20 protein-coding genes are annotated in these 24,797 nt (G+C 37.6%); 19 read left to right on the top strand and 1 reads right to left on the bottom strand.

From position 1 onward, the window contains the following. Genes MHH73_RS10690 through MHH73_RS10710 form a run of 5 tightly spaced genes read left to right on the top strand, consistent with a single transcriptional unit; the run spans position 1 to position 6,257 of the window. Positions 1 to 1,215, top strand: a complete 1,215-nt coding sequence (locus tag MHH73_RS10690) for a CaiB/BaiF CoA transferase family protein (RefSeq protein ID WP_341066695.1) — start codon at positions 1 to 3, stop codon at positions 1,213 to 1,215. Positions 1,216 to 1,242: 27 nt separating this feature from the next. Next, on the top strand, positions 1,243 to 2,304 hold the full coding sequence (locus MHH73_RS10695; RefSeq protein ID WP_225230461.1) for a TRAP transporter substrate-binding protein: 1,062 nt from the start codon (positions 1,243 to 1,245) through the stop codon (positions 2,302 to 2,304). 22 nt (positions 2,305 to 2,326) lie between these two features. Then, positions 2,327 to 2,842 (top strand): TRAP transporter small permease, encoded by a 516-nt coding sequence (locus MHH73_RS10700; RefSeq protein ID WP_191811782.1) that lies wholly within the window; start codon positions 2,327 to 2,329, stop codon positions 2,840 to 2,842. Further along, the gene (locus MHH73_RS10705; protein ID WP_191811780.1) at positions 2,832 to 4,136 is read left to right on the top strand and encodes a TRAP transporter large permease; all 1,305 of its coding nucleotides are present in this window, start codon (positions 2,832 to 2,834) and stop codon (positions 4,134 to 4,136) included. The genes MHH73_RS10700 and MHH73_RS10705 overlap by 11 nt, the downstream gene beginning before the upstream one ends. A 15-nt stretch (positions 4,137 to 4,151) precedes the next feature. After that, complete coding sequence (locus MHH73_RS10710) at positions 4,152 to 6,257, top strand: acetate--CoA ligase family protein (protein ID WP_191811777.1); 2,106 nt, start codon at positions 4,152 to 4,154, stop codon at positions 6,255 to 6,257. A 64-nt stretch (positions 6,258 to 6,321) separates the two neighbouring features. Here the strand turns inward: MHH73_RS10710 and MHH73_RS10715 are convergent, their stop codons facing one another. Continuing rightward, the gene (locus MHH73_RS10715; protein WP_341066699.1) at positions 6,322 to 7,230 is read right to left on the bottom strand and encodes a LysR family transcriptional regulator; all 909 of its coding nucleotides are present in this window, start codon (positions 7,228 to 7,230) and stop codon (positions 6,322 to 6,324) included. Positions 7,231 to 7,375: 145 nt separating this feature from the next. On the opposite strand from MHH73_RS10715, the gene MHH73_RS10720 reads away from it, so the two are divergent. The 14 genes from MHH73_RS10720 (at position 7,376) to MHH73_RS10785 (ending at position 24,744) form a co-directional block, all read left to right on the top strand. After that, the gene (locus MHH73_RS10720; RefSeq protein WP_191811774.1) at positions 7,376 to 8,170 is read left to right on the top strand and encodes an IclR family transcriptional regulator; all 795 of its coding nucleotides are present in this window, start codon (positions 7,376 to 7,378) and stop codon (positions 8,168 to 8,170) included. Between the two features lie 170 nt (positions 8,171 to 8,340). Then, entirely contained in the window at positions 8,341 to 9,081 is a 741-nt protein-coding gene (gene fabG / locus MHH73_RS10725; RefSeq protein ID WP_191811772.1) for a 3-oxoacyl-ACP reductase FabG, read from the top strand. Positions 9,082 to 9,301: 220 nt separating this feature from the next. After that, a complete protein-coding gene (locus MHH73_RS10730) occupies positions 9,302 to 10,471 on the top strand; it encodes an acetyl-CoA acetyltransferase (RefSeq protein WP_191811770.1) in 1,170 nt (389 codons plus the stop codon). A gap of 4 nt (positions 10,472 to 10,475) precedes the next feature. Next, the gene (locus MHH73_RS10735) at positions 10,476 to 10,880 is read left to right on the top strand and encodes a Zn-ribbon domain-containing OB-fold protein (RefSeq protein ID WP_341066705.1); all 405 of its coding nucleotides are present in this window, start codon (positions 10,476 to 10,478) and stop codon (positions 10,878 to 10,880) included. A 40-nt stretch (positions 10,881 to 10,920) separates the two neighbouring features. Further along, a complete protein-coding gene (locus MHH73_RS10740; RefSeq protein WP_191811766.1) occupies positions 10,921 to 12,072 on the top strand; it encodes a TAXI family TRAP transporter solute-binding subunit in 1,152 nt (383 codons plus the stop codon). Positions 12,073 to 12,112: 40 nt separating this feature from the next. Continuing rightward, complete coding sequence (locus tag MHH73_RS10745; protein ID WP_191811764.1) at positions 12,113 to 14,023, top strand: TRAP transporter permease; 1,911 nt, start codon at positions 12,113 to 12,115, stop codon at positions 14,021 to 14,023. 3 nt (positions 14,024 to 14,026) lie between these two features. Next, entirely contained in the window at positions 14,027 to 16,162 is a 2,136-nt protein-coding gene (locus MHH73_RS10750) for an acetate--CoA ligase family protein (RefSeq protein ID WP_341066708.1), read from the top strand. A gap of 17 nt (positions 16,163 to 16,179) precedes the next feature. Beyond that, on the top strand, positions 16,180 to 16,590 hold the full coding sequence (locus tag MHH73_RS10755) for a PaaI family thioesterase (RefSeq protein WP_191811760.1): 411 nt from the start codon (positions 16,180 to 16,182) through the stop codon (positions 16,588 to 16,590). 11 nt (positions 16,591 to 16,601) lie between these two features. Beyond that, positions 16,602 to 18,377: an acyl-CoA dehydrogenase family protein gene (locus tag MHH73_RS10760; RefSeq protein ID WP_341066712.1), complete on the top strand. Its 1,776-nt coding sequence runs from the start codon at positions 16,602 to 16,604 to the stop codon at positions 18,375 to 18,377. Positions 18,378 to 18,720: 343 nt separating this feature from the next. Further along, on the top strand, positions 18,721 to 19,518 hold the full coding sequence (locus MHH73_RS10765; RefSeq protein ID WP_191811756.1) for an enoyl-CoA hydratase/isomerase family protein: 798 nt from the start codon (positions 18,721 to 18,723) through the stop codon (positions 19,516 to 19,518). Positions 19,519 to 19,530: 12 nt separating this feature from the next. Then, positions 19,531 to 20,694, top strand: a complete 1,164-nt coding sequence (locus MHH73_RS10770) for an acyl-CoA dehydrogenase family protein (protein WP_341066715.1) — start codon at positions 19,531 to 19,533, stop codon at positions 20,692 to 20,694. A 36-nt stretch (positions 20,695 to 20,730) separates the two neighbouring features. Then, positions 20,731 to 21,939, top strand: coding sequence for a CaiB/BaiF CoA transferase family protein (locus tag MHH73_RS10775; protein WP_341066718.1), 1,209 nt, complete (start codon positions 20,731 to 20,733; stop codon positions 21,937 to 21,939). A 467-nt stretch (positions 21,940 to 22,406) separates the two neighbouring features. Then, positions 22,407 to 23,507: a glutamate 5-kinase gene (gene proB / locus MHH73_RS10780; RefSeq protein ID WP_341066720.1), complete on the top strand. Its 1,101-nt coding sequence runs from the start codon at positions 22,407 to 22,409 to the stop codon at positions 23,505 to 23,507. Then, entirely contained in the window at positions 23,497 to 24,744 is a 1,248-nt protein-coding gene (locus MHH73_RS10785; protein WP_191811748.1) for a glutamate-5-semialdehyde dehydrogenase, read from the top strand. Before proB ends, MHH73_RS10785 begins: the two co-directional genes overlap by 11 nt. The last annotated feature ends 53 nt before the right edge of the window (positions 24,745 to 24,797 follow it).

Here is a 24,797-nt window from a genome sequence, read left to right on the forward strand (position 1 = left end):
ATGAGTGATAGTCAACCACTTGCAGGTGTTAAAGTATTGGATTTGTCTCGTGTATATGCAGGGCCTGGGGGTTCAATGATATTAGCAGATTTAGGGGCTGATGTCATCAGAATAGAGGCACCGAATGGTACAGATAGTATGAGAGATTGGATTCCTTTCATAGAAGGAGAAAGTACGTATTATTTTACCGCTAATCGTAATAAAAAATCAGTTGAGTTGGATTTGAAAAAGCAAAAAGGGAAGGAGATCTTTTTACAACTCTTAAAAGAGGCTGATATTGTCTTAGAAAACTTTAAAACAGGCACTTTGAAAAAGTTGGGTCTCGACCTAGAACAACTTAAAAAGGTTAAAAAAGATATTATATTATGTTCGGTAACCGGATATGGTCAAACGGGACCGTATAAAGGGGAACCTGGGTTTGACCCTGTTATGCAAGCAATAGGCGGTCTAATGGAAGTCACTGGATTTCCGGAAGGGGAGGCGACAAGAGTGGGGCTTCCACTCGTCGATATTATGACGTCACAATATGTAGCAATAGCGATTCTCGCCGCTTTAAGGCAAAGAGATCAAACAGGAAAGGAACAATATATTGATCTATCTCTATTTGAAGTACAATTAAGTGCACTTGCCAATGTAGGAAGTAGTTATTTAAATACAGGTACTGTTTCAACAAGAGTTGGCAATGATCATAGTTATATTGTTCCTTATCAAGTGTTTAAATGCAGTGACCGCCCTTTAATGGTTTGTTGTGGGAATGATAAATTATTCGCAAAATTCTGTGTGGTTTTAGCTCGTGATAGTTGGATAGATGATCAAAGGTTTATAACAAATCAAGCTAGAGTAACTAATCGTGAAGTGTTATCAAAAAAAATCGCAGAAATTATGATAACCAAAACGGCAGATGAATGGTTCACTCAATTATCACGAGTAGGTGTTCCAGCTGGACCAGTAAATAATATTGAACAAGTTTTTCAACACCCTCAAGCTGAAGCGAGAGAAGTTGTTGAAGAAGTTGACCATGTAAAGCTTGGACTTATTCAATTAGTAAAAAGTCCACTCAAGAATTCTACGCTAAATATTAAAACAAAAACAGGACCACCTTTGTTAGGGCAACATACTGAAGAACTTCTACATTCTTTAGGGTATCAAACATTAGAGATTAATCAATTGAGAAAAGAGGGAGTAATTGGTTCGTCAGATAAGAAGAAAGTGTGATTTTGAACAATACTGGGGGTGTTTCCAATGAAAAAGATCCTTCTATTGACTGTATTTTGTATAGGCATTTTATTAAGTGCATGTAGTCAACAGACATCCAATGAAAGCGCTTCCGATGAGGAGTATGTGATGGATATTAATAATTGGCAGCCATCTACACATCACTATGCTTATAATGCATGGGAGCCATGGAAGAAGATGGTGGAAGAAAAGACAAACGGAAGAGTAAAGGTCAATATTTATCATGGCAGTGCGTTAGGAAAGTCTAGCTCCGTTTATCAAGATATAAAAGGAGGGCTCTATGATGTAAGTCTTCTCGTAACAAACTATTTTTATGATACTCCTTTTTTTCCTTATACAATCGGTAGTCTACCTTTTGCCTTGCAAGGACCTGTTGAGGCCAACAAAGTTTTAAGTAAATTCGAAGATCGATTTGCAGACAAGGGATTAGATAATGTCATCCTTATGCCTCCCACATCAACAGATGCCTATGATTTATTCTCTACATCACCTATTTACACAATTGAAGATTTACAAAACAAAAAAATGAGAATGAGCGGAAAAGGAGAAAATGCCTTTATTCAATCATTAGGAGGAACGCCAGTATCGATCACATCTGAAGGTATATACGAAGGATTAGAAAAAGGGATGATTGATACCGCATTTTATACACCTATTGGCGGTGAAGCAGTAAGGTATTATGAACCGGCCCCTTATATCACACAAATGTCAGTACTCGTCAATCCACTCATTCCTGTAATGAATAAAAACTTCTATGATCAGCTTCCGCCAGATTTACAAAAAATCTTTACAGAAGAATTGAATCCTGCGTTATCAGAAATGTTTACAGAGAGTTATGTTACAGAGTTAGCTGCTTCCAATAAGCAGTTAGAGAAAGCAGTTGAAAAAAGAGGTGAATATATTAAACTTTCTACAGAAGAAGACGTTAAGTATCGTGAAGCGGGTAAAGGTGCCTGGGAGTTATGGATAGAAGATGCAAATAAACGTGGATATGATGGGGAAGAAATGGTCGAAGCTTTTTTTGAAATTCTCCGTGAAGAAGATTACCCTTTACCATTTGAAAATTAAAACAGTTAAGGTGGTGGAATACATGAGAAAGCTTGAAGAGGTCATACGTTTCTTTACAGCAATAACAAAATATATTGCGTTAGCAACGATGACACTGATGATGATATTTATTACGTTTGCTGTGATGAGTCGCTTACTATTTTCACCTATTATAGGTGATATCGAAATTGTTCAGTTAGGTATGGTTGTGCTAATCATGTGTGGTTTGGCTTATACAGAACAAGTAAACGGACATATTACAATAGATATTATCACAAGTAGACTTTCATATAAGTGGCAACGCGTCTTAGATATATTTGGCGCATTTCTTACATTTATTATTACCATCCTCATTGCTTATATTTATCTTCATGTCGGGATTTTTCATCAATTGACAATGCCTATATCTACTACTCTTTTAGAAATCCCTTTTTACCCCTTTGATTATATCATTACATTCGGCTTTCTCATGTGGGGAGCTGAGGCATTTCTAAGAATGCTCAAACTCATCCTTTCATTGAATCATGAAAATATAGGAGGTGATGAACATGCCGGTTGAATGGTTTGGCGTAATCGTTATTTTGCTCATGTTTGTTTTAATGTTTTTTAAAGTACCCATTGCTATCGCAATGGTCGTACCAGCCGTACTAGGAATCTTTTATTTGAAAGGTTGGACGGCATTGGCCACCGTTGTTGAAACAGTGACATGGGATCATAGTTTTAGTTATACGTTAAGCACTATTCCTATGTTCGTTCTAATGGGTGAATTATTATTTATCTGTGGAATTAGTACAGAACTTTTTAATACATTCAGACTTTGGCTTAGTAGATTAAGAGGTGGACTTGGGATGGCGACGATTGCATCCTCTGCAGTGTTTGCGGCCGCTTCAGGTTCAAGCCTTGCAAATACTGCCACAATGGGTGTAATTGCATCGAAGGAAATGCTAAAGGCGGGTTATAACAAATCATTAACCGGAGGAACGATTGTTGCAGGGGGAACATTGGGAGTGCTCATTCCACCAAGTACATTGTTTATTCTATATGGCATGATGACTGAACAATCTATCGGACAGCTTTTAGTGGCTGGCATTATCCCGGGGATTATGCTGATCATTTTATATATGATCACTGTATTTGTGGCTGTTTCTTTAAGACCAGAGTTAGCACCAATGATTCATACAAAGGTGGAGTGGAAGGATCGTTTTATCGCATTGAAATCCACCGTATGGATTATTTTGTTATTTGGCATTGTGATTGGCGGTATGTATATCGGCTGGTTTAACCCAACAGAAGCAGCAGGGATTGGCGCATTCTTTACTTTTATTTTTGCATTAATCAGAAAGAAATTAACGATACAGTCATTTGTTCAAGCATTATCTGCTACTTTGAAAACAACTGGATTTTTATTTGCCATTATTATTATGGCATTTATATTAAATTACTTCCTTACAATTACGAGATTGCCTTTTCTATTAGCAGATATTTTCGAATCTATTTCAGTTCCTCCTTTTCTATTATTTGTACTTATTATTCTTATGTACATTTTATTAGGAATGGTGATGGATGCCCTTGCTATGGTTGTCGTTACACTACCAATTATTCTACCGATCATTCTTGCGATGGATATGAATTTAATTTGGTTTGGTGTCATTATTGTTTTAGTGATGGAAATGGCTATGATCACTCCTCCTGTTGGCATGAATTGTTTTGTACTGAGAGGATCGGCCCCTGACCTTACTTTAGAACAAATTTTTAAAGGGGCGAGTATATTTTTAATTCCCATTTTCCTATTAATTATTATTCTTTATCTATTTCCTGATATTGCTTTGTTCTTGCCTAAAAATATGTATTAAGAGGAAGGTGAATAGATGTTTACAAGTGATGACCTTAGACCAATGTTAGAACCAGAAGCAATAGCCATTATTGGAGCTAGTGGAGATAAAACAAAAATCAGCTATAAACCGATAGCGAATTTAAAAGAGGTAGGCTATGAAGGTGAAGTTTATCTTGTGAATCCAAAATATGAAGAGATATTAGGTTTTCCTTGCTATCAGAAGATAGAAGAACTACCTGAACATATTGACTTAGCCTTGATTTCCGTAGCCGCTAAAAGTGTATTATCTATTATTAAACAATTACACGCGAAGAAGGTAAAAAGTGTATTAATTTTTAGTTCTGGATTTACTGAAATAGGTGGTGAGGGAGAGAAGTTAGAGAAAGAGATAAGAGAGTATGCAAAAGGGCACCATTTGCCGATTTGCGGTCCAAATTCTCTCGGGTTATTTAATTTAAATAAGCAAATGATTGCTTCCTTTTCCAGTTTAAAAGCATGTGATTCTGCACCGATTGCATTTGTTACACAAAGCGGAGCAATCGGATCTTTAACTCATACATTAGCAACTGAAATCGGTATCGGTTTTCAAGCATTTGTATCAAGTGGAAATGAAAGCGCGGTTGATTTCTTTGAGTATATTGATTATTTTGCTAAAAGTCGTGATATAAAAGTCATTGGTGGATATTTAGAGGGGGCAAGAAGTGTAACTAAAATGAATCGTGCAATAAAGGCAAGTCATGAAAATAATAAACCACTTGTATTAATGAAAGTTGGAACGTCAGTAATAGGGGCGGATGCGGCTAGTTCGCATACCGCATCATTAGCAGGCAATGCGAAGATCTATCAATCTTATTTTGCTGCAAACAATGTTGTCCTTGTTAATGATGAGGAAGAATTAATCGATACATTATCATTGTTTAATTATGCTAAAAATATGGCTAAAGATGGAGGGACGGTTATCGTCACACAATCCGGTGGTGCAGGCATTATGATGGCTGACCAATGTGAACGTAAAGGAATTAAGCTTGCCACTTTAAAAGCAGAAACGAAAGAAAGACTATCACAAACACTTCCTGCTTTTGCATCAATTAAGAATCCAGTTGATATGACTGCACAAGTGAATCAAAATCCTCAACAAATACTTGCCACTTTAACTGTGCTAGTAGAAGCAATTGAAGTGCAATCCATCGTGCTCTATATTCAAATGACCGATCATTTATTTACACCTATTATCAACAAACTTAGTACGTTGATTAAACAAGCAAATAAGCCCATTGTTGTTTGTTGGTCAGGAATACAGGAAGAAACTAAAAGGGCACTCTTTAGCGAAAAAAGTATTCCATGGATTCCTACCCCCACACGGACCATTAATGCCCTTGCACATGTCGTAAATTACTATACAGCAGAAAGGAATACATCCGCTCAAATAAGAAAAGGAAACCATAAGCAGTCACCGATGATTGTAAATGAAAAACTAAATGAATGGGAAGGGAAGCAACTATTACAATCGATTGGTATAAAAGTGCCTAAAGGGTCTTTTGTTCGTAATCAAGAAGATCTACATGCGCATAGTCTTCCTTTTCCGCTTGTCTTAAAAGGAGTTTCAAAGGAAATAACTCATAAATCTGACTATCAGTTGGTTCAAACAAAAATTAATAATCAACAAGAGTTACTTCGTTTTTATGAAGGGATGATAAATAGAATAAAGCATCATCAAGTCGAACATCTTATCGAAGGAATGATGATTGAAGAAATGGCAGATGAAGGGGTAGAGGTGATTATTGGTGCCATTGATGACCCCACTTTTGGACCGACAATCATGTTTGGTATCGGAGGAATATTTACGGAAGTGCTTGAGGATGTCGTTTTCTTGCCTGCACCGATTACAGAGGCACAGGCTTTACAAATGATCGCTTCTATTAAGGCGTTTCCACTTCTAAATGGAGCCAGGGGAAAACATAAGTCAGATATAAAAGCATTGGCATTAACGATACAATCTTTATCAGAATTTTGTTTATCTCATCAAGGAGAATGGACAGAAATGGAATTTAATCCGATACTCGTCCATAAAGAAGGTAAAGGTGTTACAGCAGTTGATGCTGTCATTGTTGGGAAGAAACAGGCAGAGATATATAATTGATTCACATCCCCTTATTAATGAGACTGAGCGTATAGAGTTCATTAATAAGGGAGTTTATATGCATTTAAATTAAATAGGGCTTCTGTTCAGTGACAAACGATAAAAACTTCTGTATCCCTCCCGCTATAACGGTATCTTGATGGTAAACAAGGTGAGAGTGACGATGCAAATCTAGGTCCTCACTTATCAGAATGACGCGGAGTTTACCATTTTCAATTTCTTCTTGCACTGAAATACTTGGCAAGAAAGATATCCCGAGATTGATCTCAATCATTTTTTTCGTTGCATTGATGTCATTAAGCTCCATGCCTGTTCTCATATGAAAATCATAGGAAGAAAGCTTTTGTTCGATTTGTTGCCAATAGTTTGATTCTTTCCCATAAACAATGAAGGTTTCATCAGCTAAGTCACTTAAATGTGGACTTGGAATATTTGTTAAGCGATTGTTCGCTGAGGCAACGAGGACAATAGGATCTTGTCCTATATGATGGCTGATTAAATCTTCTTCTATAAACTCTTTTTGAGCGGAACGTGCAATGGCAAAATGCACTTCACGATGATAGAGCATATCGATCATTTTAGGTGTAAAAGCCGTATGCAGTATGATTTCAATTGCAGGATAGGAAATGTGAAAGCTTTCTAAAATTTTTGGTAAGATCCAGTAACAAAATGAATCAGAAGTTACTAGAGAGAGGGAACCTTTATCCCCTTCTTTATATTGAGTGAGTGATTTTTCAGCCTCTTCTAGTAATGAAAGAATTTGTGTGGAATAGGGATAAAGAATTTTTCCGGCTTCAGTTAAGTTACCTAATGCTTTATTTTTTCGATTGAATAATTGCAGTCCTAATTGGTCTTCTAAAGATTTAATTTGAGAGCTAACAGTTGGTTGTGAAATACATAATTCCTCAGCAGCTTTAGAAAAGTTATGATGTTTATAGACTGATAGAAATACTTCTAATTGTTTAATATCCATCTACTAACGCTCCTTACATGTTTTCCTGCTGCCACTATTTTATCATATAGATATCAGATAATTTATATCATTCTAAAATTTCATTGACAAAAAAATTTTTTGTACATAAAATTACGGAAAATAGGAAAATGAAGGAGTAGAAGAGATGGATGAGCATGTAAAGAAGGCGAAGAGAAAATATAATGTACCTGCAGTCGACAGCGCATTTAAAATCCTTACTTTATTAAGTCGAAAAAAGTTTAGTAAAAGTAACTTAACTGAGATTGCTAATGCTTTATCATTAACGCCAACAACATGTTACCGCATTCTGCAAAAACTAGAAGAGCTATCGGTTGTACGTTATGATCAAAGTTCGAAAAGATATAGTCTTGGACCCTATTTAGTCGTTTTAGGAGAAAGAGCGAAAGAAAATATATTAGACTTATCTGTTATTATGCCTTATTTGGAAAGATTAACAGAAGAAACAGGATTAACGAGTTTTCTCGTCAATCGAATTGGTGAAAAAAAATCGACCATCATTGCGAAGGTTGAAGCAGAACAATTTGGAATAAATGTATCTGTAGGAAGACATTTCTCAATTGTAGATGGTGCTTATGGTAAGTGTTTGTTAGCTAATCTCAGGCGAGAAGAAGCAAAACGGTTAATTGATTATAATGATGGTCTTCGCCCTTTATCGGAAAACGAAATGAAAGAATTATTAATAGAGTTAGAGAGGATAAAAATAAAAGGATATGCCATTTCATATGGGGAATATATTGATGGTTTAATTGGCATTGCTGCCCCGATCTTTAATAATACGAATAAAGTGGAGATGTCCATTTCGTTAGTTGGCTTAACCAGTCAGTTGCAAGGAGCGGAAGCAGAAAGAATTGGTGAACTAGTAAAGGGAATTGCCAGTGAAATTACAATTAAATTAGGTGGAGAAAGCCGTTTAGTCTAATTAGAACAGACATTATTATTCAGTCAGAAGATAAGGAGTAATAATGTCTTCTTTGCTGAGAATTATCGAATATGGTTAAATAATCTTAATTTTCTAATTTTTCATTGACAAAAAATTTTTTAATATATAAAATTTAGTACATATCATATTTTCGAATGGGAGGTAGTTTAATGGACTTAAAGAATAAAGTAGCGATAGTCACTGGCGCTGGAAAGGGAATCGGTAGAGAGATTAGTCTTTTATTAGCTCAACATGGTGCTCAAATAGTCGTTGGTGACTTGAATGTAGAGGCATGTGAATCTGTCGTGAATGAAATCGAAAAGGTTGGATCAAGGGGATTAGCAGTAAAAGTAGATGTTGCCAAAAAAGAAAGTGTGGACGAACTTTTCTCAAAGACAATTAGTCATTTTGGTGATATAGATGTGCTTGTTAATAATGCCGGAATTACACGTGATGCAATGCTTCATAAAATGACAGAAGAGCAATTTGACCAAGTGATTCAAGTACATATGAAAGGGACATTCTTATGTATGCAAGCCGCGGCACTTCATATGAGAAAACAAGAAAAGGGAAAGATTGTTAATATCTCCTCCATTGCCGGTAAAGTTGGTAATATGGGGCAAGTGAATTACGCAGGCGCAAAGGCAGGAATTGTGGGCATGACGAAAGCCGCAGCAAAAGAATTAGCTAAGTTCCAGGTCAATGTTAACGCCATACAACCCGGTTTTATCGAAACAGATATGACCAAAGCCATTCCTGACAAATTAAAGGAGTTGAAAATAGCTGAAATACCGATGCAAAAAGTAGGTCAACCTCTTGATATTGCTAAAGCTGTCGTTTTCTTAAGCTCTCATTACGCAGATTATATCACTGGGAATGTAATTGAAGTAACTGGTGGCAGATATATGTAAGCGATTGCACAATAAGAAAATAAATTGATAATTACTAACATCTCTTCTCAGTCATACAAAATGACAAAACAACATCCTCAACAAAGATACATCTTGAAATACTCTCTTTTAACTTCTTTGTAATGACCAAACCCATTAATAAAAACATATTCCTACCAATTCATTAGTTATTACTTTTCATATGAATTTCCACAAATAAATGCATAGATGGAGGGTTACTATGTCAATTAAAAACGCTGCTGCCATTGTTGGAGTAGGTGACATTGAGCTTGAAGATGGGAAAGTAAAAGACGGTTTATCCGTCATGCAAATTCAAGCAATTGCAGCAAAACGAGCATTAGATGATGCAGGTTTATCAAAGTCTGATGTAGATGGTCTGTTTGTTGCTGGTCTATGGGGAGTACCCGGTGTTGGTACATTTCCTTCTGTTGTCATGGGAGAATATCTGGGGATTGAGCCAAACTATACAGATTCTACACAGATCGGTGGTTCTTCATTTGAAGCTCATATTGGCCATGCTGCAGCTGCCATTCAAGCAGGACTTTGTGAAGTGGCATTAATTTTATATGGAAGTACACAGAAATCAGAGAGATCACGATCTTTAGCAGGAAGGCCACCTACGTTTACTGCACAATATGAAACACCTTTTGGCTTACCTTCACCAGCTGGTGCCTATGCAATGGCGGCAAATCGCCACATGCATCAATACGGAACAACGAATGAAGACTTAGCCGAGATAGCAGTTGCAACAAGAAAATGGGCGCAATTAAATCCTTTTGCGACAAAAAGGGATACGATATCCATTGAGGATGTGTTGCAATCACCGATGATTACAGATCCTCTTCATTTACTAGATTGCTGTCTGGTAACAGATGGAGCAGGAGCCGTTGTACTTGTATCACCTGAGCGAGCAAAGGATTGTCGAAAAAAACCGGTATGGATTCTTGGTCAAGGTGAGGCACATAGTCATTGGTCTATTCAGGCGATGCCTGACTTAACAGTGACATCTGCTGCACAATCAGGTAAACGAGCGTTTGAGATGGCCGGTGTTGGCCATGATGACATTGATTTTGTTGAAATCTATGACTCTTTCACGATTACGGTGTTGCTCACATTAGAATCTTTAGGTTTTTGTAAGCGTGGTGAAGGTGGCGATTTTGTGAAGAATCAACGTACAGCTCCGGGCGGTGATTTTCCAATGAATACGAACGGTGGGGGCCTTTCATACGCACATCCAGGCATGTACGGTATCTTTTTAATTATTGAAGCGGTAAGGCAATTAAGAGGTGAGTGTGGAGAGAGACAAGTGAAAGAAGCAAAAATAGGACTTGTGAATGGAACAGGGGGAACACTTTCCTCAACATCGGTCGTCATTTTAGGGAGGGACTAAACAGATGGATGAGATAATGAAGCCATTACCAATTATTGATAATGATTCGAAATTTTTTTGGGAAGGGTGCGAGAAAAACAAATTATTCATTCAACAATGTCAAAGTTGCTCTTTGCATATCTTTTACCCACGTATTCTATGTCCTCACTGTGGAGAGGAAAACGTGACTTGGGTTGAAGCAAGCGGAGAGGGTACGATTTATTCTTATACGATTGCGCGAAGAGCTGGTGGTCCTGCATTTAAGGGCGATTTACCTTATTGTGTTGCCCTCGTCGAGCTAGAAGAAGGGGTTAGGATGATGACGAACATTATTGATACGGATATGGAAACCATTCATTGCAACCAAAAAGTAAAGGTCGTCTTTCAAAAAGTCGGAGAGATGACTCTACCCATGTTTACGCCTGTATAAGATAGTGTTCATTTGCCATATCTGGATGGGAGGTTATTACATGAAAAAAGGGAATAAAATGCTTCCATTAGTCCTGCTGCTAATACTATGTTTTCTTATAGCTGGATGTAGCTCCGCTTCGCAAGCTTCGTTGCTTGCAGATGAATCGGGTCTTGCTGATCAAATGACGTGGAGTGTATATGATGTAGGTTCTGGTGGTTATGCAGAAATGTCAGCTATTGCGAATGTGCTAACAGAAAAATATGATACAAAAGTGAGAATGCTACCATCTGCAAGTGGTGTTGGAAGGATGGTACCTTTAAGGCGTGAAATTGCTTCTGTAGGAAAAGTTGGAGATGAAATTCAACTGGCATTTGAAGGGACAGAAGAATTCACTTCAAAAAAATGGGGACCGCAAGATGTTCGTGCTTATTGGGCACCCATTAGCCAATTCGGATTTGCTGTGAGAGAAAACTCAGATATACAAACTCTCAAAGATTTAAGAGGAAAGAAGATTCCAATAATCGCAGGAAACACTTCCGTCAATTTGAAAAATGAAGCGATGCTTGCCTTCGCTGGTTTAACTTGGGATGATGTAGAGCCCGTAAAAATCACTTCCTATTCAGGACAAGGAGAAGCGCTTATCCAAGGACAAATTGATGTTGCTGGTATTAATCCGACTGCATCTACAATGTTTGAAGCCCATAGTAAAGGCGGGATTCGTTGGCTGGAAATGGATAAAGGTGACGATGAAGGTTGGGCAAGAGTAGAGGAAGTGGCTGCATGGTTATTTCCTATTCATTCAAAGCAAGGAGCAGGGATGGAAAAAGGTTTCAATGTCATGGGCCATGGCTATTTAATTGGGGGATACGCAGATCAAAGTGAAGAGGCAGTCTACCAGTTTATTAAATCGTTAAATGATTCTTTCCATCTATATAGCGATGCACTACCTAATCTAGCACTATATGGTAAAGATGAAGTTTTAACAGAGCCAAAAGGGATTCCGTTTCACGACGGTGTCATCCGGTTCTTTAAAGAAGAAGGTTTATGGAGTAAAGAGAAACAACAAAAAAATGATCAATTAATTGAACGGTATGAAGAGTTAAGAGAAGTGTGGGATAAAACAGTTGCATACGCTGAAAAAGAAGATTTAACAGATGAGGAATTCGAAGCGCTCTGGTTGCAAAACCGAGAAACTGTCAATAAGAAATAAGATAACCATCCATTCTTAAAATGTGAGGTGAGTTTAGTCTATGATGCAGTCACGTTTAAACACTTTTTGGAAAACGATCATTATTAGCTCTACTCTAATAGGCATTTTCTTATCTGTAAACATGTTATTCTATCTTGAATTATTTGGCATAAATCCAATCCAAAATGCTTATATGATCTTATTATTAGCATGTTTTCTCCCTAGCGCTTATCTTATGTTCCCCGCAAAGAAAACGGATCTTTCAATTAAATGGTATGATATCGCCTGTTTTTTATTATCCCTAATCATTGCTATCGCCATTGGCTTGAATGGTGAACGGATTATTATTGAGGGATGGGATTGGGAGGCTCCCATTTTACCGACAATTGCCTCAATTCTTCTTTGGGGGCTAATTATTGAAGCTCTTAGAAGAACGGCCGGTCTTGTTTTAGCGATGATTTGTCTAGTAATCTCACTGTATCCGCTTATTGCAGGAGTCATCCCGATAGAATTGCTCCAAGGACAGTCTTATGATTTTCTTACGTTAGCGAGAAATCACATCATGAGTTCTAATAGCGTCTTTGGTATTGCTTATACAACGATAGGAAATTTATTACTTGGATTTTTAGTCTTTGGTGTAGTCATTACGAAAACTGGAGGCGGTGACTTTTTCTTCAACCTCGCTCTTTCTATCTTTGGCAAAACAAGGGGGGGTTCAGCGAAGGTTGCCGTTGTAGGGAGTGCGTTTTTTGGCATGTTGAGTGGTAGTGCCGTTTCAAATGCCGTGACAATTGGTGCAATGACCATACCGGCAATGAAGAAAACAGGTTATAAACCGCATTATGCAGCAGCTATTGAGGCGACAGCCTCTACAGGAGGTACGATTACACCACCGATTATGGGGTCGGCAGCCTTTATCATGGCCTCTTTTTTAGCGGTTCCTTATTATGAAATCGCTTTAGCCGCTGCAGTACCAGCATTTCTTTATTATTTTGGCTTATTTATTCAAATTGATGGATATGCTGCCAAAAATGGATTGAAAGGGATGTCTGTTTCGGAAATACCACCTTTCTGGAAAACATTGAAAGAGGGTTGGTATTATATCTTCTCAATCGTTGTCATGATTTTCTTCTTAGCAGTACTAAACTCAGAAGGGCAAGCACCTTATTATGCGAGTGCTGTATTGTTACTCATTGCCATGATAAAGAAATCAACGAGGATGTCAGGTAAAGACCTAGCGAATATGGTTGTGAATATAGGAAAGGTTTTAACTGATATCGTTGTGATTATTGCTGGGGTAGGCTTTATTGTTGGTGCGTTGTCCGCTACAGGAGTATCGTTTTCGTTTTCACGTGAATTAGTGGCTGCTGCGGGTGATAATACTTTCTTAATCTTAATTGGTGGAGCACTTACCTGCTTTATTTTAGGGATGGGTATGACTGTATCCGCTGTATATGTATTTTTAGCAGTAATTATGGCACCGGCACTTGTTGCAGTCGGTGTAGATCCAATTGCAGCACATTTATACGTTGTTTATTGGGCAACTGTCTCCTATATCACGCCACCAGTAGCATTAGCTGCCTTTTCTACAGCAAGTATAGCAGGAGCAAGTCCGATGAAAACAGCTTTTCAATCTGTCCAGTTAGGGTCAGTAAAGTTTATCGTCCCTTTCTTCATGATTTATAATCCAGCCATATTGATTGGGCGCGGAGATCCGTGGGAGACGGTCATCAGTATAATTGTTGCCATTATAGGGATTGCATGCATTTCCTTTGCTCTGGAAGGTTATCTTGTGGGAGCTGGCACTTTAGTTGTGGCAGAGCGAATCATTCTATTTGTTGCAGGTCTGATAATGTTTGTTCCGATGTGGTCATTTATTATCGGGGGAACCGTGATAGCTATATGTCTTTATGTACTTAAATGGCGTAGAAATAGAAGTAATTATAATCAAGGTAATGAACTGGAGGTATAACGAATGGATAAAAATGAAGCGATACAAAAATTTCTTCACCCAGCATCAATCGCTATTGTAGGCGTATCAAAAGATTTTACATCCATTAGTGGTAAACCGATTAAAAATCTTATTCACCATCATTATAAAGGAAACATTTATCCTGTTAACCCTAAATATGACGAGATTGGTGGTTACAAATGTTACCCATCTTTAGTTGATATTCCGGAATCCGTTGATGTTGCATTAATTGCAGTTTCAGCTAAAAGAATGTTATCCATCATCGATCAATGTAAACAAAAGGCGATTAGAAATATTGTTCTATTCGGCTCAGGTTTTGCAGAAATAGGAGAAGAAGGTTCAAATCTACAGAACAAAGTATTAGAAAAGGCAAAGGAAGCAAATATTCATATTCTTGGTCCCAACTGTGTCGGCTTATTAAATGTTCATTTATCACTACCAATGGGTTTTGCTACCTCGTTTGAAACAGACCGGCCATTTATTTCTGGACCAGTCGGGTTTGCTTCTCAAAGTGGAGCGATCGGCTTTTCATTATTTGGGATGGCACAAGAAGAAAATATTGGGTTTTCCTATGTTGTAAATACAGGTAATCAGATGGATATTACGACACTTGATGTAATGAACTATATGGTAAATGATGAGCAGACATCAATCATTACTGGTTATTTAGAGAGTATTCCTGATGGGGAACAATTCATTCGATTAGCGAAAGCCGCAAAAGAAAAAAATAAACCACTCATCATGCTGAAAGCTGGAAGGTCAAAATTAGGACAGAAAGCAGCTTTATCACACACAGCCTCAATGACTGGTTCTGACGAAACCTATCAAGCCATCGCTAAACAATATGGCATTATTACAGTGAATGATATTGATGACTTAATCTCAACAGTCAAAGTCTTTTTGAATCAAAAAAGGGCAGCTGGGAATCGAGTGGTAACGATTTCTAATTCTGGAGCTGCAGGTATTGCAATGGCTGATTATAGTGAAGATTTACAGCTTAATATGATTACTTTAGCTGAAGAAACTAGGCGAAAAGTAGCAGATTTAATCCCTACTTACGGTTCTGCAATGAATCCGATTGATGTGACTGCGCAAAGTTTAAAAGAACAACATATCCTAACCGATACATTGAAAATTTTATTAGAGGATACAACAATAGACAGTATTGTTTTTCAAACGACATTTGGAGGCGAATTAGGCTTTAATATTTGCAAAACAATAGCGGAAATAGACGCAAAAACAGATAAACCGATACTCGTGACGATTACTGGCACCGATGAATTAACAGGAAAAGGAAGAAGGTATTTACAACAAAATAATATCCCAGTATATAAAACATCTTATGAAACAATGGTTGCACTAAGCGTACTAGTACAATATTCAACAAAGACGGTGAATGATGTGCAGGTAACAGCTGAAAACATGTATAAACGTGAGGAAATAAAAGAACGAATTTGGACTGAAGTAAAGGTCAAACATTTATTATCAAACTTTGGCATCCGCACACCTAAAGGCGTACTTATCAATAAGATAGACGAGATAGCGACAATGAAAGTAGACTGGGATATCCCTAAGGTGTGCAAAGTCATTTCTGCCGATATTCTTCATAAAACGGATGCAGGAGGTGTGATTGTTAATATACAGAATGAACAACAATTAGCATTAGCGGTTAAGGAGATATCAGAAAATGCCAAGAAATATGATAAAGAAGCACAGATAGATGGCTTTCTTGTGGAAGAGATGGTGAAGCAAGAAGGCGTAGAATTTTTCATTGGCGTGAAAGAGGATCCACAATTTGGTGCCATTATTGTCTGTGGACTAGGCGGGATATTTATTGAAGTATTAAAAGATGTTTCGCTAAGAAAAGCCCCAGTCAGTAAGGAGGATGCAATGGAGATGCTAACGGAATTAAAAGGTTATGCCATTTTGCAAGGAGTTAGGGGAAAATGCAGACATGACATTCATGCATTAGCTCGAGCGATAGAGAAGATATCTCATTTTGCTGCTAATCAAAAAGGTAGATTAAAAGAGATGGATATCAACCCTCTTCTTGTGCTTGAAGAAGGAGAAGGTGTGCTTGCCTTAGATGGTGTCATCGTTTGGGATGAAAAAATTGATCATTTAATAGAATCCTTATGAATGGAGAAGTCTCTATTATGAAGAATGAATACTTACATTGGCTAGAAAATGAGTTTCATACATCTCCTTATTGGCAGCTTCTTGGTATTACGATGGATGAATTGGAAGCAGGAAGAGCGCGCATTAAGATGGCAGTAGAAAAACAACATTTAAACTCTAATGGTGTGGTTCATGGAGGCGCAACTGCCTCCTTATTGGATTCGGTTATAGGGGTCACTATTCGCTCAATGAAAGATGTTAAAGTTGCGACAATTTCATTAACCACTCAATTTCTATTACCAGTTAAAGAAGGCATCTTGTATGCAGAAGCGAAAATGATACACGAAGGAAGAAGAATCCAATATGTTGAGTCTATCCTAACTCAGGAAGATGGAAGTGTTGTTGCAAAAGCGCTAGGTACCTTTTCTGTTAAACAGCGGATAAGTTAGGAGGGGGATTTATGGATGAGTCTATTAAAGTACCTCAACCGGAACCGATAAAAGGTGGCATGCCAGAACCGACAGAAATCAATTATTTCTTATCAGATCCCCATATTCATTTTTTATTAGCACACTATGCAAACGATAATTATCGATTATTTAAAGCTAAGTTAATGGAATTAGGGGATAGAGCAAGTAATGAAATCGATCAGCTTTCGAGAGAGGCGGACAGACATCCACCGACATTAACAATGTATGATAAGCGGGGACAACGAATAAATGATGTTAATTATCATTCATCCTATTCACGTCTCGAGGAAATCGGTTATGAAGAATTCGGGTTGGTTGCCATGAGTCATCGCATTGGTGTCATGGGGTCTAAAGAGGTTTTTAATAAAGTGATGAAATATACTTTTTGGTATGTATTTGCTCAAGCTGAATTTGGCTTATGTTGTCCGATGAGTATGACGGATTCAGCTGCGAAGATTTTGGAAGATTACGGAAGTTTAGAGCTGAAGGAAGAATATTTATCCAAATTAATTAGTACGAAGAGTAATAGAATGACCGCTGCTCAATTTATGACAGAAAAGCAAGGCGGATCGGATGTTGGTGCCAATTCAGTAACAGCAGAAGCTAATGGAGATGCATGGTTCATCACGGGGGATAAATGGTTTTGTTCAAATGTTAGTGCTGATGTAGCACTTGTTTTAGCTAGACCAATAGATGCAAAAGAAGGAACAAAAGGATTGGCCATGTTTTTAGTACCAAGAATCATACCAGGTGGAGAAAGAAATCATTATACGATCAATAAATTAAAAGATAAATTAGGGACAAAAGGAATGGCCTCAGGAGAAGTAACTTTTGAGCGGGCGATTGGTTACTTAGTCGGTGAACTTGATCATGGGTTTAAACAAATGATGTCAATGGTCAACGCTTCAAGGTTATCAAATAGTGTCCGTTCTACAGGTCTCATTAGGCGATCTTATTTAGAAGCTTTATATACAACTAGAGGACGAATTGCATTTGAAAAACCATTAGCGAAACTTCCTCTCATGCAGAAACAATTATTTGAAATGATGCTAACATCAGAAGTGGCGACATCCATGTCACTTTATACAGCATATATGTATGATTTGACCGAATCTAAAAAGGACGAGAAAGCAAAAACGATGCTAAGGTTGTTAACACCCTTGTTAAAAGGTGTAATTTGCAAACAAGCAAGAGTGATTGCAGGAGAATCGATGGAAATGAGAGGTGGCAATGGTTATATTGAAGAATGGGCAAATGCTAAACTTGTTCGAGACGCTCATTTAGGGTCAATATGGGAAGGTACGACGAATATTGTCGCCTTGGATGTTTTAAGAGCAATAACAAAAAATAAGGCAAATACGGTGTTAATAGAAACAATGAAAACGATTTTAAATGAAGTGACATTTGTTGATTTTACCCCATTGAAAAAGAAATTATTAACAAATATCCATCGATTAGAGGAAGATCTTAACTTAATAGGGCAAGTTAGCCCTACAGATGTAGAGATGGAAGCTATTTCTATTATGCAACACATTTATTATTTAGTAGCGAATTGCTTATTATTACAAGAAGCTGAAATCGAAAGGAAGAAAACAAGAAGTTATAGAAAATATTTTAATGCTTGTTATTATTATCATCTGCATTTCCGAGAAAGTAAAAGTCGATGTTTTCACGAAAGTGTATGGCAATGGGGGGAAGACGTTATCAATTGGGTAATGATCCCCAGATCAGCGATCTCTCTTTTTAATGAGTATTTGAGTAAATAGAAAATTCTAAAAAATATTGCAATTAAAAATTGGATACAGTATCCTATAGGTAACCATTATTAAGCAGAGTGAAGACGAACAATACAGCTCGAGAGAAACAGCGAGAAGCTGCGCTGACTAATGTAAGTTTTCTAGCAAGCCATTAAAATATCACTTAAAACGACCCTCTAAGTTACTGAATGGGAATGCACCATGCATCTCCACAAGTCCATCTATGACATTTGGCGAAAAATGAGCATGTATTCGCTCCCCTTTCTTTTTTGAATCATACTAAACCAAGAACAACTATGGCCATGATTGAGGATGAAATTAATGCTCATTCAAGGCAAAAAGGAGGATATAAATGAAGGTTGAGACATATGAAACGATTGGCCTAAAAAAAATCCATCATAATCAAATTGCTATTTTACGTTTAAACCGTCCACAATCAATGAATGCACTGAATACAAAAATGGCAAGTGAAATCGTATCAAGTTTAGAAAGCTTAAAATATGATCCAGATTTACGTGTCATTATTTTAACAGCAGAGGGAGATAAAAGCTTTTGTGTTGGAGCTGATTTAAAAGAACGAAACGGTATGAGCCAAAGTGACTGGAAAAAGCAACATGATATTTTTGAAAGAGTAACTGAATTAATTCGAGAGTTTCCTTTTCCCGTTATTTGTGCTGTAAATGGTTATGCGCTGGGTGGCGGTATGGAGATTGCACTAAGCTGTGATATGCGCACAGCAAATGAAAACGCTTCATTCGGTTTACCTGAAGCGAAACTCGGTCTTATACCGGGAATTGGTGGCACACAAATGGCCGTAAGAGTGTTACCACTTGCGATAGCGAAAGAAGTTTTATTTACCGGTAAAAGAATCAGTGCTATAGAAGCTGAAAAATATGGACTCGTGAATAAAGTTTGCAGAGAAGAAAATTTATTAGAAGAAACGATTAAGTTGGCTTCAGAAATTGCTGAAAATGCTCCACTTTCATTAAAGGCAATAAAGAAAGTTGTTAATAAAGGAGCAGATTGCGATTTATCTACGGGAATCGCGCTAGAATTAGAAGCATATTATCGTTGTGCTAATTCTAGCGATCGTTTAGAAGGAATTTATGCTTTTAATGAAAAAAGAAAACCACAATGGCAAGGAAAATAAAGGAGGGTAAAAATGGCACAGACGAAAGTCAATACTGAACATGACATGATTAGAAAAAGTGTGAAAACTTTATGTGAGAGATTTCCGGAAACGTATTGGCAAGAAACGGATGAAAGGGGAGAATATCCAACAAGTTTCGTTCAAGCCTTAACAGATGAGGGCTGGCTTTCCGTTCTTATTCCAGAACAATATGGCGGAGCTGGCTTGGGAATGACGGAAGCGAGTATCGTGTTAGAAGAAATTAATCGCTCAGGTGGGAATGCGGGTGCTTGCCACGCCCAGATGTATACAATGGGTGCCATCCTAAGGCATGGTAGTGAAGACCAAAAACAAAGATTTCTCCCGAAAATCGCCAGTGGCGAAGCAAGGCTCCAAGCATTTGGGATTACTGAACCAACAGCTGGCAGTGATACAACGAGTATCGAAACTTTTGCCCAAAAGCAAGGAGATAAATATATAGTTAACGGACAGAAAATTTGGACATCTAGAGCTGAGCATTCTGATTTAATGCTACTTCTAGCAAGAACCACACCAAAAGAAGCTGTAGCGAAGAAAACAGACGGCTTAAGTTTATTCATACTAGATATGAAAGAACAAAGTGATAAAATAACCATTCGTCCAATTGATACAATGATTAATCATGCGACAACAGAAGTATTCTTTGAAAATGCTGAAATTCCTGTAGAAAACTTAATTGGTGAAGAAGGTATAGGATTTAAATATGTTCTTAGTGGTATGAATGCGGAAAGAATATTAATTGCCTCAGAATCTGTTGGAGATGGTTTATACTTTATTGATCGCTCAGTGCAGTATGCTAATGAACGCGTGGTCTTTAATCGCCCTATTGGACAGAATCAAGGTGTACAATTTCCGATTGGTAAGGCGTATATGGAAATACAAGCAGCAAAGCTAATGAGGGATAGGGCGGCTGAATTATTTGATGAGGGAGTCAATTGCGGTGCAGAAGCAAATATGGCTAAATACCTTACTTCTGAAGCGACATGGAATGCAGGAAATGCGGCAATGGATACTTACGGTGGCTATGGTTTTGCTAAAGAATATAATATTGAACGGAAATTTAGAGAAGCGAGATTATTTAAGGTTGCCCCTATTGCCAATAACTTAGTGTTAAGCTTTGTCGGACAGCATGTATTGGGATTACCAAGGTCTTATTAACTTGTACCATTTCTTTTACTACAGGGAGGGATAAGGATGACGGGACCTTTAGCAGGCATGAGAGTCATTGATGTCACAACTAATATTTCCGGTCCAACTTTAACAATGATTCTAGCGGACTTAGGTGCAGAAATTATTAAAATTGAACGTCCGGGTACGGGGGATGACGCCAGGGGGATGGGGCCCTTTATGAGTGGTGAAGGTGTATATTTTCTTCATATTAATCGAAATAAAGAGTCGGTTGTCATCGACCTTAAGAAACAAGATGGGAAACAAATTGTTTATGATCTTGTTGAATCGGCAGATGTATTCGTGGAAAACTTCCGGCAAGGAAAAGCTGAGCAAATGGGGTTAGGCTATGCTCAATTGAAGGCAATAAACAAACAAATCATCTATTGCTCATTATCAGCATACGGCCAAAGTGGACCGCAAAAGTTGCAACCGGGCTATGATGCTATTGCTCAAGCAGAAACAGGTATCATGGGCATAAACGGAGCAAAAAATGCTGAACTAGCGAGAGTACCTGTCTCTATTTTAGATCAAGGAAGTGCAATGTGGGGTGCAATTGGTATTCTATCTGCATTTTTGCATCGAAAGCAAACAGGTGAAGGGCAATTTGTTTCTACTTCTTTATACGAAACAGGTTTATTTTGGAGTAGTTATCATATGCTTTCCTTTTTAGCGACAGGAGAGGAACCACAGAAAAACGGCTCTGGCCACACGGCTTTCGCTCCTTATGGTGCTTACTTGGCGAGTGATACGTATATTATGATTGGCATTTCCAATCAATCGTTATTTGAAAGATTATGTCGGGTTTTAAATAGTATAGAGTGGCTATCAGATCAGCGATTTATAGATAATAAAAATCGTGTGAAAAACCAATTCATCTTAAAAGAAAAAATGGAACTGATACTTCAAAGGGAAACGGCTGACTATTGGGTAACGGAATTAAACGCTGCGGGTATCCCAAGTTCCAAAGTAAAGAAAATATCTGAAGTCATTGATGCAAAACAGACAGAAGCCCTTGGCATGTGGCAACAGGTAACACATGATACAATTGAAGATTTACGTTTACCAAGACTCCCTTTTCATCTAAGCAAATCTACACCTGAGGTGAAAACAGCACCGCCAAAACTAGGGGAAAATACGGAGTGCGTCTTACAATCGTTAGGCTATACGCAAGAAAGAATAGAAGAACTTTCATCCAATCAAGTAATTGCATTGCAGCTGATGAAAAATAACTGAATAAAAAGTAAATAGTTTACCGTTTATTTCTGCGCTCTTCTTTCATGTGGTAATATTTTCATCAACTATGATAAAAAAATACTTTTCAAGAGAAAGATATCTGCTATAATAGTTTTAATATTGAAACGTTTTAATTGAAGAAAGTATTAAAATAATAGCTGAACGATTGAAAGAGGGCTAGTAAATAGGAATTGGCATGAAAGAGAGTGGGGTTTATCAGCTGAAAGATTCCACCATGTTTCAACCTATTGAACCTGCCTCTATAGTCTGATGAAAACCATCAGCGGTGATTGAGACGTTAACTCATGAAAGTGGAATGTTTCAGAAAAGTTGCATTCAATTAAGGTGGTACCGCGAAACCTAACTCGTCCTTATGTATTAAGGCTTGAGTTAGGTTTTTTATTTTAAAAAGAGAAGAAAAGACATTAAACGTATGGATGTTCTTGCTCTTAAAAGGAATGAATCGTATGGGGAAGAAAAGAATCATCGTTAAAATAGGTAGCAGTTCATTAACAAATGAAAGAGGAGAGATTGACCGTTATAAATTTACTGACCATATATTAGCACTTGCAAAAATACAGAGGATGGGTCATGAAGTGATTGTCGTATCGTCGGGAGCAGTAGCAGCAGGCTTTAGAAAACTAGGTTATTCTTCCCGTCCCATTACATTAAAAGGGAAACAAGCTGCGGCTGCTATCGGTCAAGGGTTATTAATTCAAAGTTACATGGAAGCCTTATTGAAATTTGACACTTTAGCAGCGCAAATTTTACTAACTCGGTCCGACTTTAACAATCAAGTACGCTTTAGAAATGCGTACGATACGATTATGGAACTGTTAGATCGTAAAGTCATACCGATTATTAACGAAAATGACACTGTTTCAATTGAGGAATTGACTTTCGGGGATAACGATATGTTATCAGCACTTGTTAGTGGGCTTGTTCATGCTGATTTACTTGTGATTTTAACTGATATTAATGGCTTATATGATCAAAACCCGTTTATGTATCCTAACGCAAGGCGAATTGACTTTCTGAATGAAATTACTGATGCACAAATGAAAGCGGCAAATGGTGCGGGCTCTAAAGTGGGTACTGGAGGCATGTACTCGAAATTGAATGCTGCTAAAACAGCTATGGAATTAAATGTTCCCGTTTTTATCGGTACTGGTAAAGGTGAAGACAAACTAATAAGCATCCTTAATGGAACTGGAGATGGTACTTATCTTTCTAATCAGCAAATGAAAAATATTAATACGAAGCGGCAATGGATTGCTCTTCATTCGACGGTCAAAGGAAAAATCTATGTTGATAAAGGAGCCGAAAAAGCACTCGTGCATGGTGGAGGAAGTCTATTATCACCTGGAATTGTTAAAATTGATGGAAGTTTTCATTCAGGTGAGGTTGTTGAAGTGAGGTTTGAAAATAAACTAATTGCTAAGGGGGAAGTAAGTTGTTCAAGTCAATTTCTCATGCAAACATCACTTGAGAAAAAACGAATAAAAGAAGTGATTCATCGCGATAAATTAGTTTTAGAAACGAATAGGAGTGTGGGAAATGGCAAGTGAAGTATATGAAAAAGGTAAGTTAGCAAAGAAAGCAAGCTATCGTTTAACTGGCGCTACGACCGAGGAAAAAAATCAAGCATTAAAGGCAATTGCTAAACAATTAATAGAAGATCAAGAGGAGATCCGTTTAGCTAATAAAAAAGATATAAGTATGGCGCGTCGTCATTTGAGTGATAGTATGATCGATCGCCTTATGCTGGATGAATCTAGAATAAAGGCAATGTCACAAGCAGTCACTGATATCGTACAACTTGACGATCCTATTCATCGAGTATTGCAGACAATAAAGAAGGAAAATGGTCTAATTATTCAACAAAAGTCAGTCCCACTTGGTGTGATAGGTATGATTTACGAGGCAAGACCTAACGTAACAATTGATGCTGCTGCACTAGCATTAAAGACAAATAATTGTGTGATTTTACGAGGGAGTAAAACGGCTTTACATAGTAATCGTGCGCTTGTCCAATCTGTTCATCGCGCATTACAATCGACGGAGTTACCAAGGGATAGTGTATTATTAATTGAAGATACAAGTAGAGAAGCTGCCAAAGAATTATTTCATCTTCAATCTTTTCTTGATGTTCTTATCCCTAGAGGTGGAAAAGGATTGATTGATACGGTTGTACGTGAGGCGTCCGTACCGGTTATTGAAACAGGTGCAGGCAATTGCCATATGTATATTGATGAGTTCGCTGAATTAGAAATGGCGAAGAAAGTAGTATTAAATGCGAAGAAACAAAGACCGTCTGTGTGCAATAGTATCGAATCTCTTTTGATTCATACTCGATGGTTGGAAAAGTACGGGGGAGAATTTTTAGCTTATATTGAGAACGAAGGAATTGAAATAGTGGGTGATCAATATATGAAAGATTTCTTGCCTCACATGACATTAGCCACTGAAGAAGACTATCACAATGAGTTTTTATGTTTGAAAATGAGCGTTAAAACAGTTGCCACTGTCGAAGAAGCCATTACTCATATTCGTCAATATGGGACGAAGCATTCAGAAGCGATTATAACGGAAAATAATAGTCGAGCAGCAACCTTTTTGAATCATGTAGATGCTGCTGCTGTTTATCATAATGCATCAACAAGATTTACAGATGGATTTGAATTCGGCTTTGGTGCAGAGATTGGGATCAGCACGCAAAAAATGCATGTGCGAGGACCAATGGGATTAAAAGCACTAACATCAAGTAAATATTTTATTGAAGGCAATGGACAAATAAGAGAATAATTGTTAGTAACAAGTGAGAGGAATTTTGCTAGCGTTGGAGAAGTATAAATGAA

The sequence above is a fragment of the Cytobacillus sp. FSL K6-0265 genome, from assembly GCF_038003465.1.
In the GTDB taxonomy this organism is placed as follows: Bacteria; Bacillota; Bacilli; order Bacillales; family Cytobacillaceae; genus Cytobacillus; species Cytobacillus stercorigallinarum.

What these genes read in the sequence shown, in the direction of transcription:
- MHH73_RS10760 (WP_341066712.1), top strand. Translation starts at nt 16,602, where the DNA reads ATGGATGAGTCTATTAAAGTACCTCAACCGGAACCGATAAAAGGTGGC.
- MHH73_RS10710 (WP_191811777.1), top strand. Translation starts at nt 4,152, where the DNA reads ATGTTTACAAGTGATGACCTTAGACCAATGTTAGAACCAGAAGCAATA.
- MHH73_RS10775 (WP_341066718.1), top strand. Translation starts at nt 20,731, where the DNA reads ATGACGGGACCTTTAGCAGGCATGAGAGTCATTGATGTCACAACTAAT.
- MHH73_RS10730 (WP_191811770.1), top strand. Translation starts at nt 9,302, where the DNA reads ATGTCAATTAAAAACGCTGCTGCCATTGTTGGAGTAGGTGACATTGAG.
- MHH73_RS10785 (WP_191811748.1), top strand. Translation starts at nt 23,497, where the DNA reads ATGGCAAGTGAAGTATATGAAAAAGGTAAGTTAGCAAAGAAAGCAAGC.
- MHH73_RS10770 (WP_341066715.1), top strand. Translation starts at nt 19,531, where the DNA reads ATGGCACAGACGAAAGTCAATACTGAACATGACATGATTAGAAAAAGT.
- MHH73_RS10700 (WP_191811782.1), top strand. Translation starts at nt 2,327, where the DNA reads ATGAGAAAGCTTGAAGAGGTCATACGTTTCTTTACAGCAATAACAAAA.
- fabG (WP_191811772.1), top strand. Translation starts at nt 8,341, where the DNA reads ATGGACTTAAAGAATAAAGTAGCGATAGTCACTGGCGCTGGAAAGGGA.
- MHH73_RS10755 (WP_191811760.1), top strand. Translation starts at nt 16,180, where the DNA reads ATGAAGAATGAATACTTACATTGGCTAGAAAATGAGTTTCATACATCT.
- MHH73_RS10740 (WP_191811766.1), top strand. Translation starts at nt 10,921, where the DNA reads ATGAAAAAAGGGAATAAAATGCTTCCATTAGTCCTGCTGCTAATACTA.
- MHH73_RS10745 (WP_191811764.1), top strand. Translation starts at nt 12,113, where the DNA reads ATGATGCAGTCACGTTTAAACACTTTTTGGAAAACGATCATTATTAGC.
- MHH73_RS10765 (WP_191811756.1), top strand. Translation starts at nt 18,721, where the DNA reads ATGAAGGTTGAGACATATGAAACGATTGGCCTAAAAAAAATCCATCAT.
- MHH73_RS10690 (WP_341066695.1), top strand. Translation starts at nt 1, where the DNA reads ATGAGTGATAGTCAACCACTTGCAGGTGTTAAAGTATTGGATTTGTCT.
- proB (WP_341066720.1), top strand. Translation starts at nt 22,407, where the DNA reads ATGGGGAAGAAAAGAATCATCGTTAAAATAGGTAGCAGTTCATTAACA.
- MHH73_RS10750 (WP_341066708.1), top strand. Translation starts at nt 14,027, where the DNA reads ATGGATAAAAATGAAGCGATACAAAAATTTCTTCACCCAGCATCAATC.
- MHH73_RS10695 (WP_225230461.1), top strand. Translation starts at nt 1,243, where the DNA reads ATGAAAAAGATCCTTCTATTGACTGTATTTTGTATAGGCATTTTATTA.
- MHH73_RS10705 (WP_191811780.1), top strand. Translation starts at nt 2,832, where the DNA reads ATGCCGGTTGAATGGTTTGGCGTAATCGTTATTTTGCTCATGTTTGTT.
- MHH73_RS10720 (WP_191811774.1), top strand. Translation starts at nt 7,376, where the DNA reads ATGGATGAGCATGTAAAGAAGGCGAAGAGAAAATATAATGTACCTGCA.
- MHH73_RS10715 (WP_341066699.1), bottom strand. Translation starts at nt 7,230, where the DNA reads ATGGATATTAAACAATTAGAAGTATTTCTATCAGTCTATAAACATCAT.
- MHH73_RS10735 (WP_341066705.1), top strand. Translation starts at nt 10,476, where the DNA reads ATGGATGAGATAATGAAGCCATTACCAATTATTGATAATGATTCGAAA.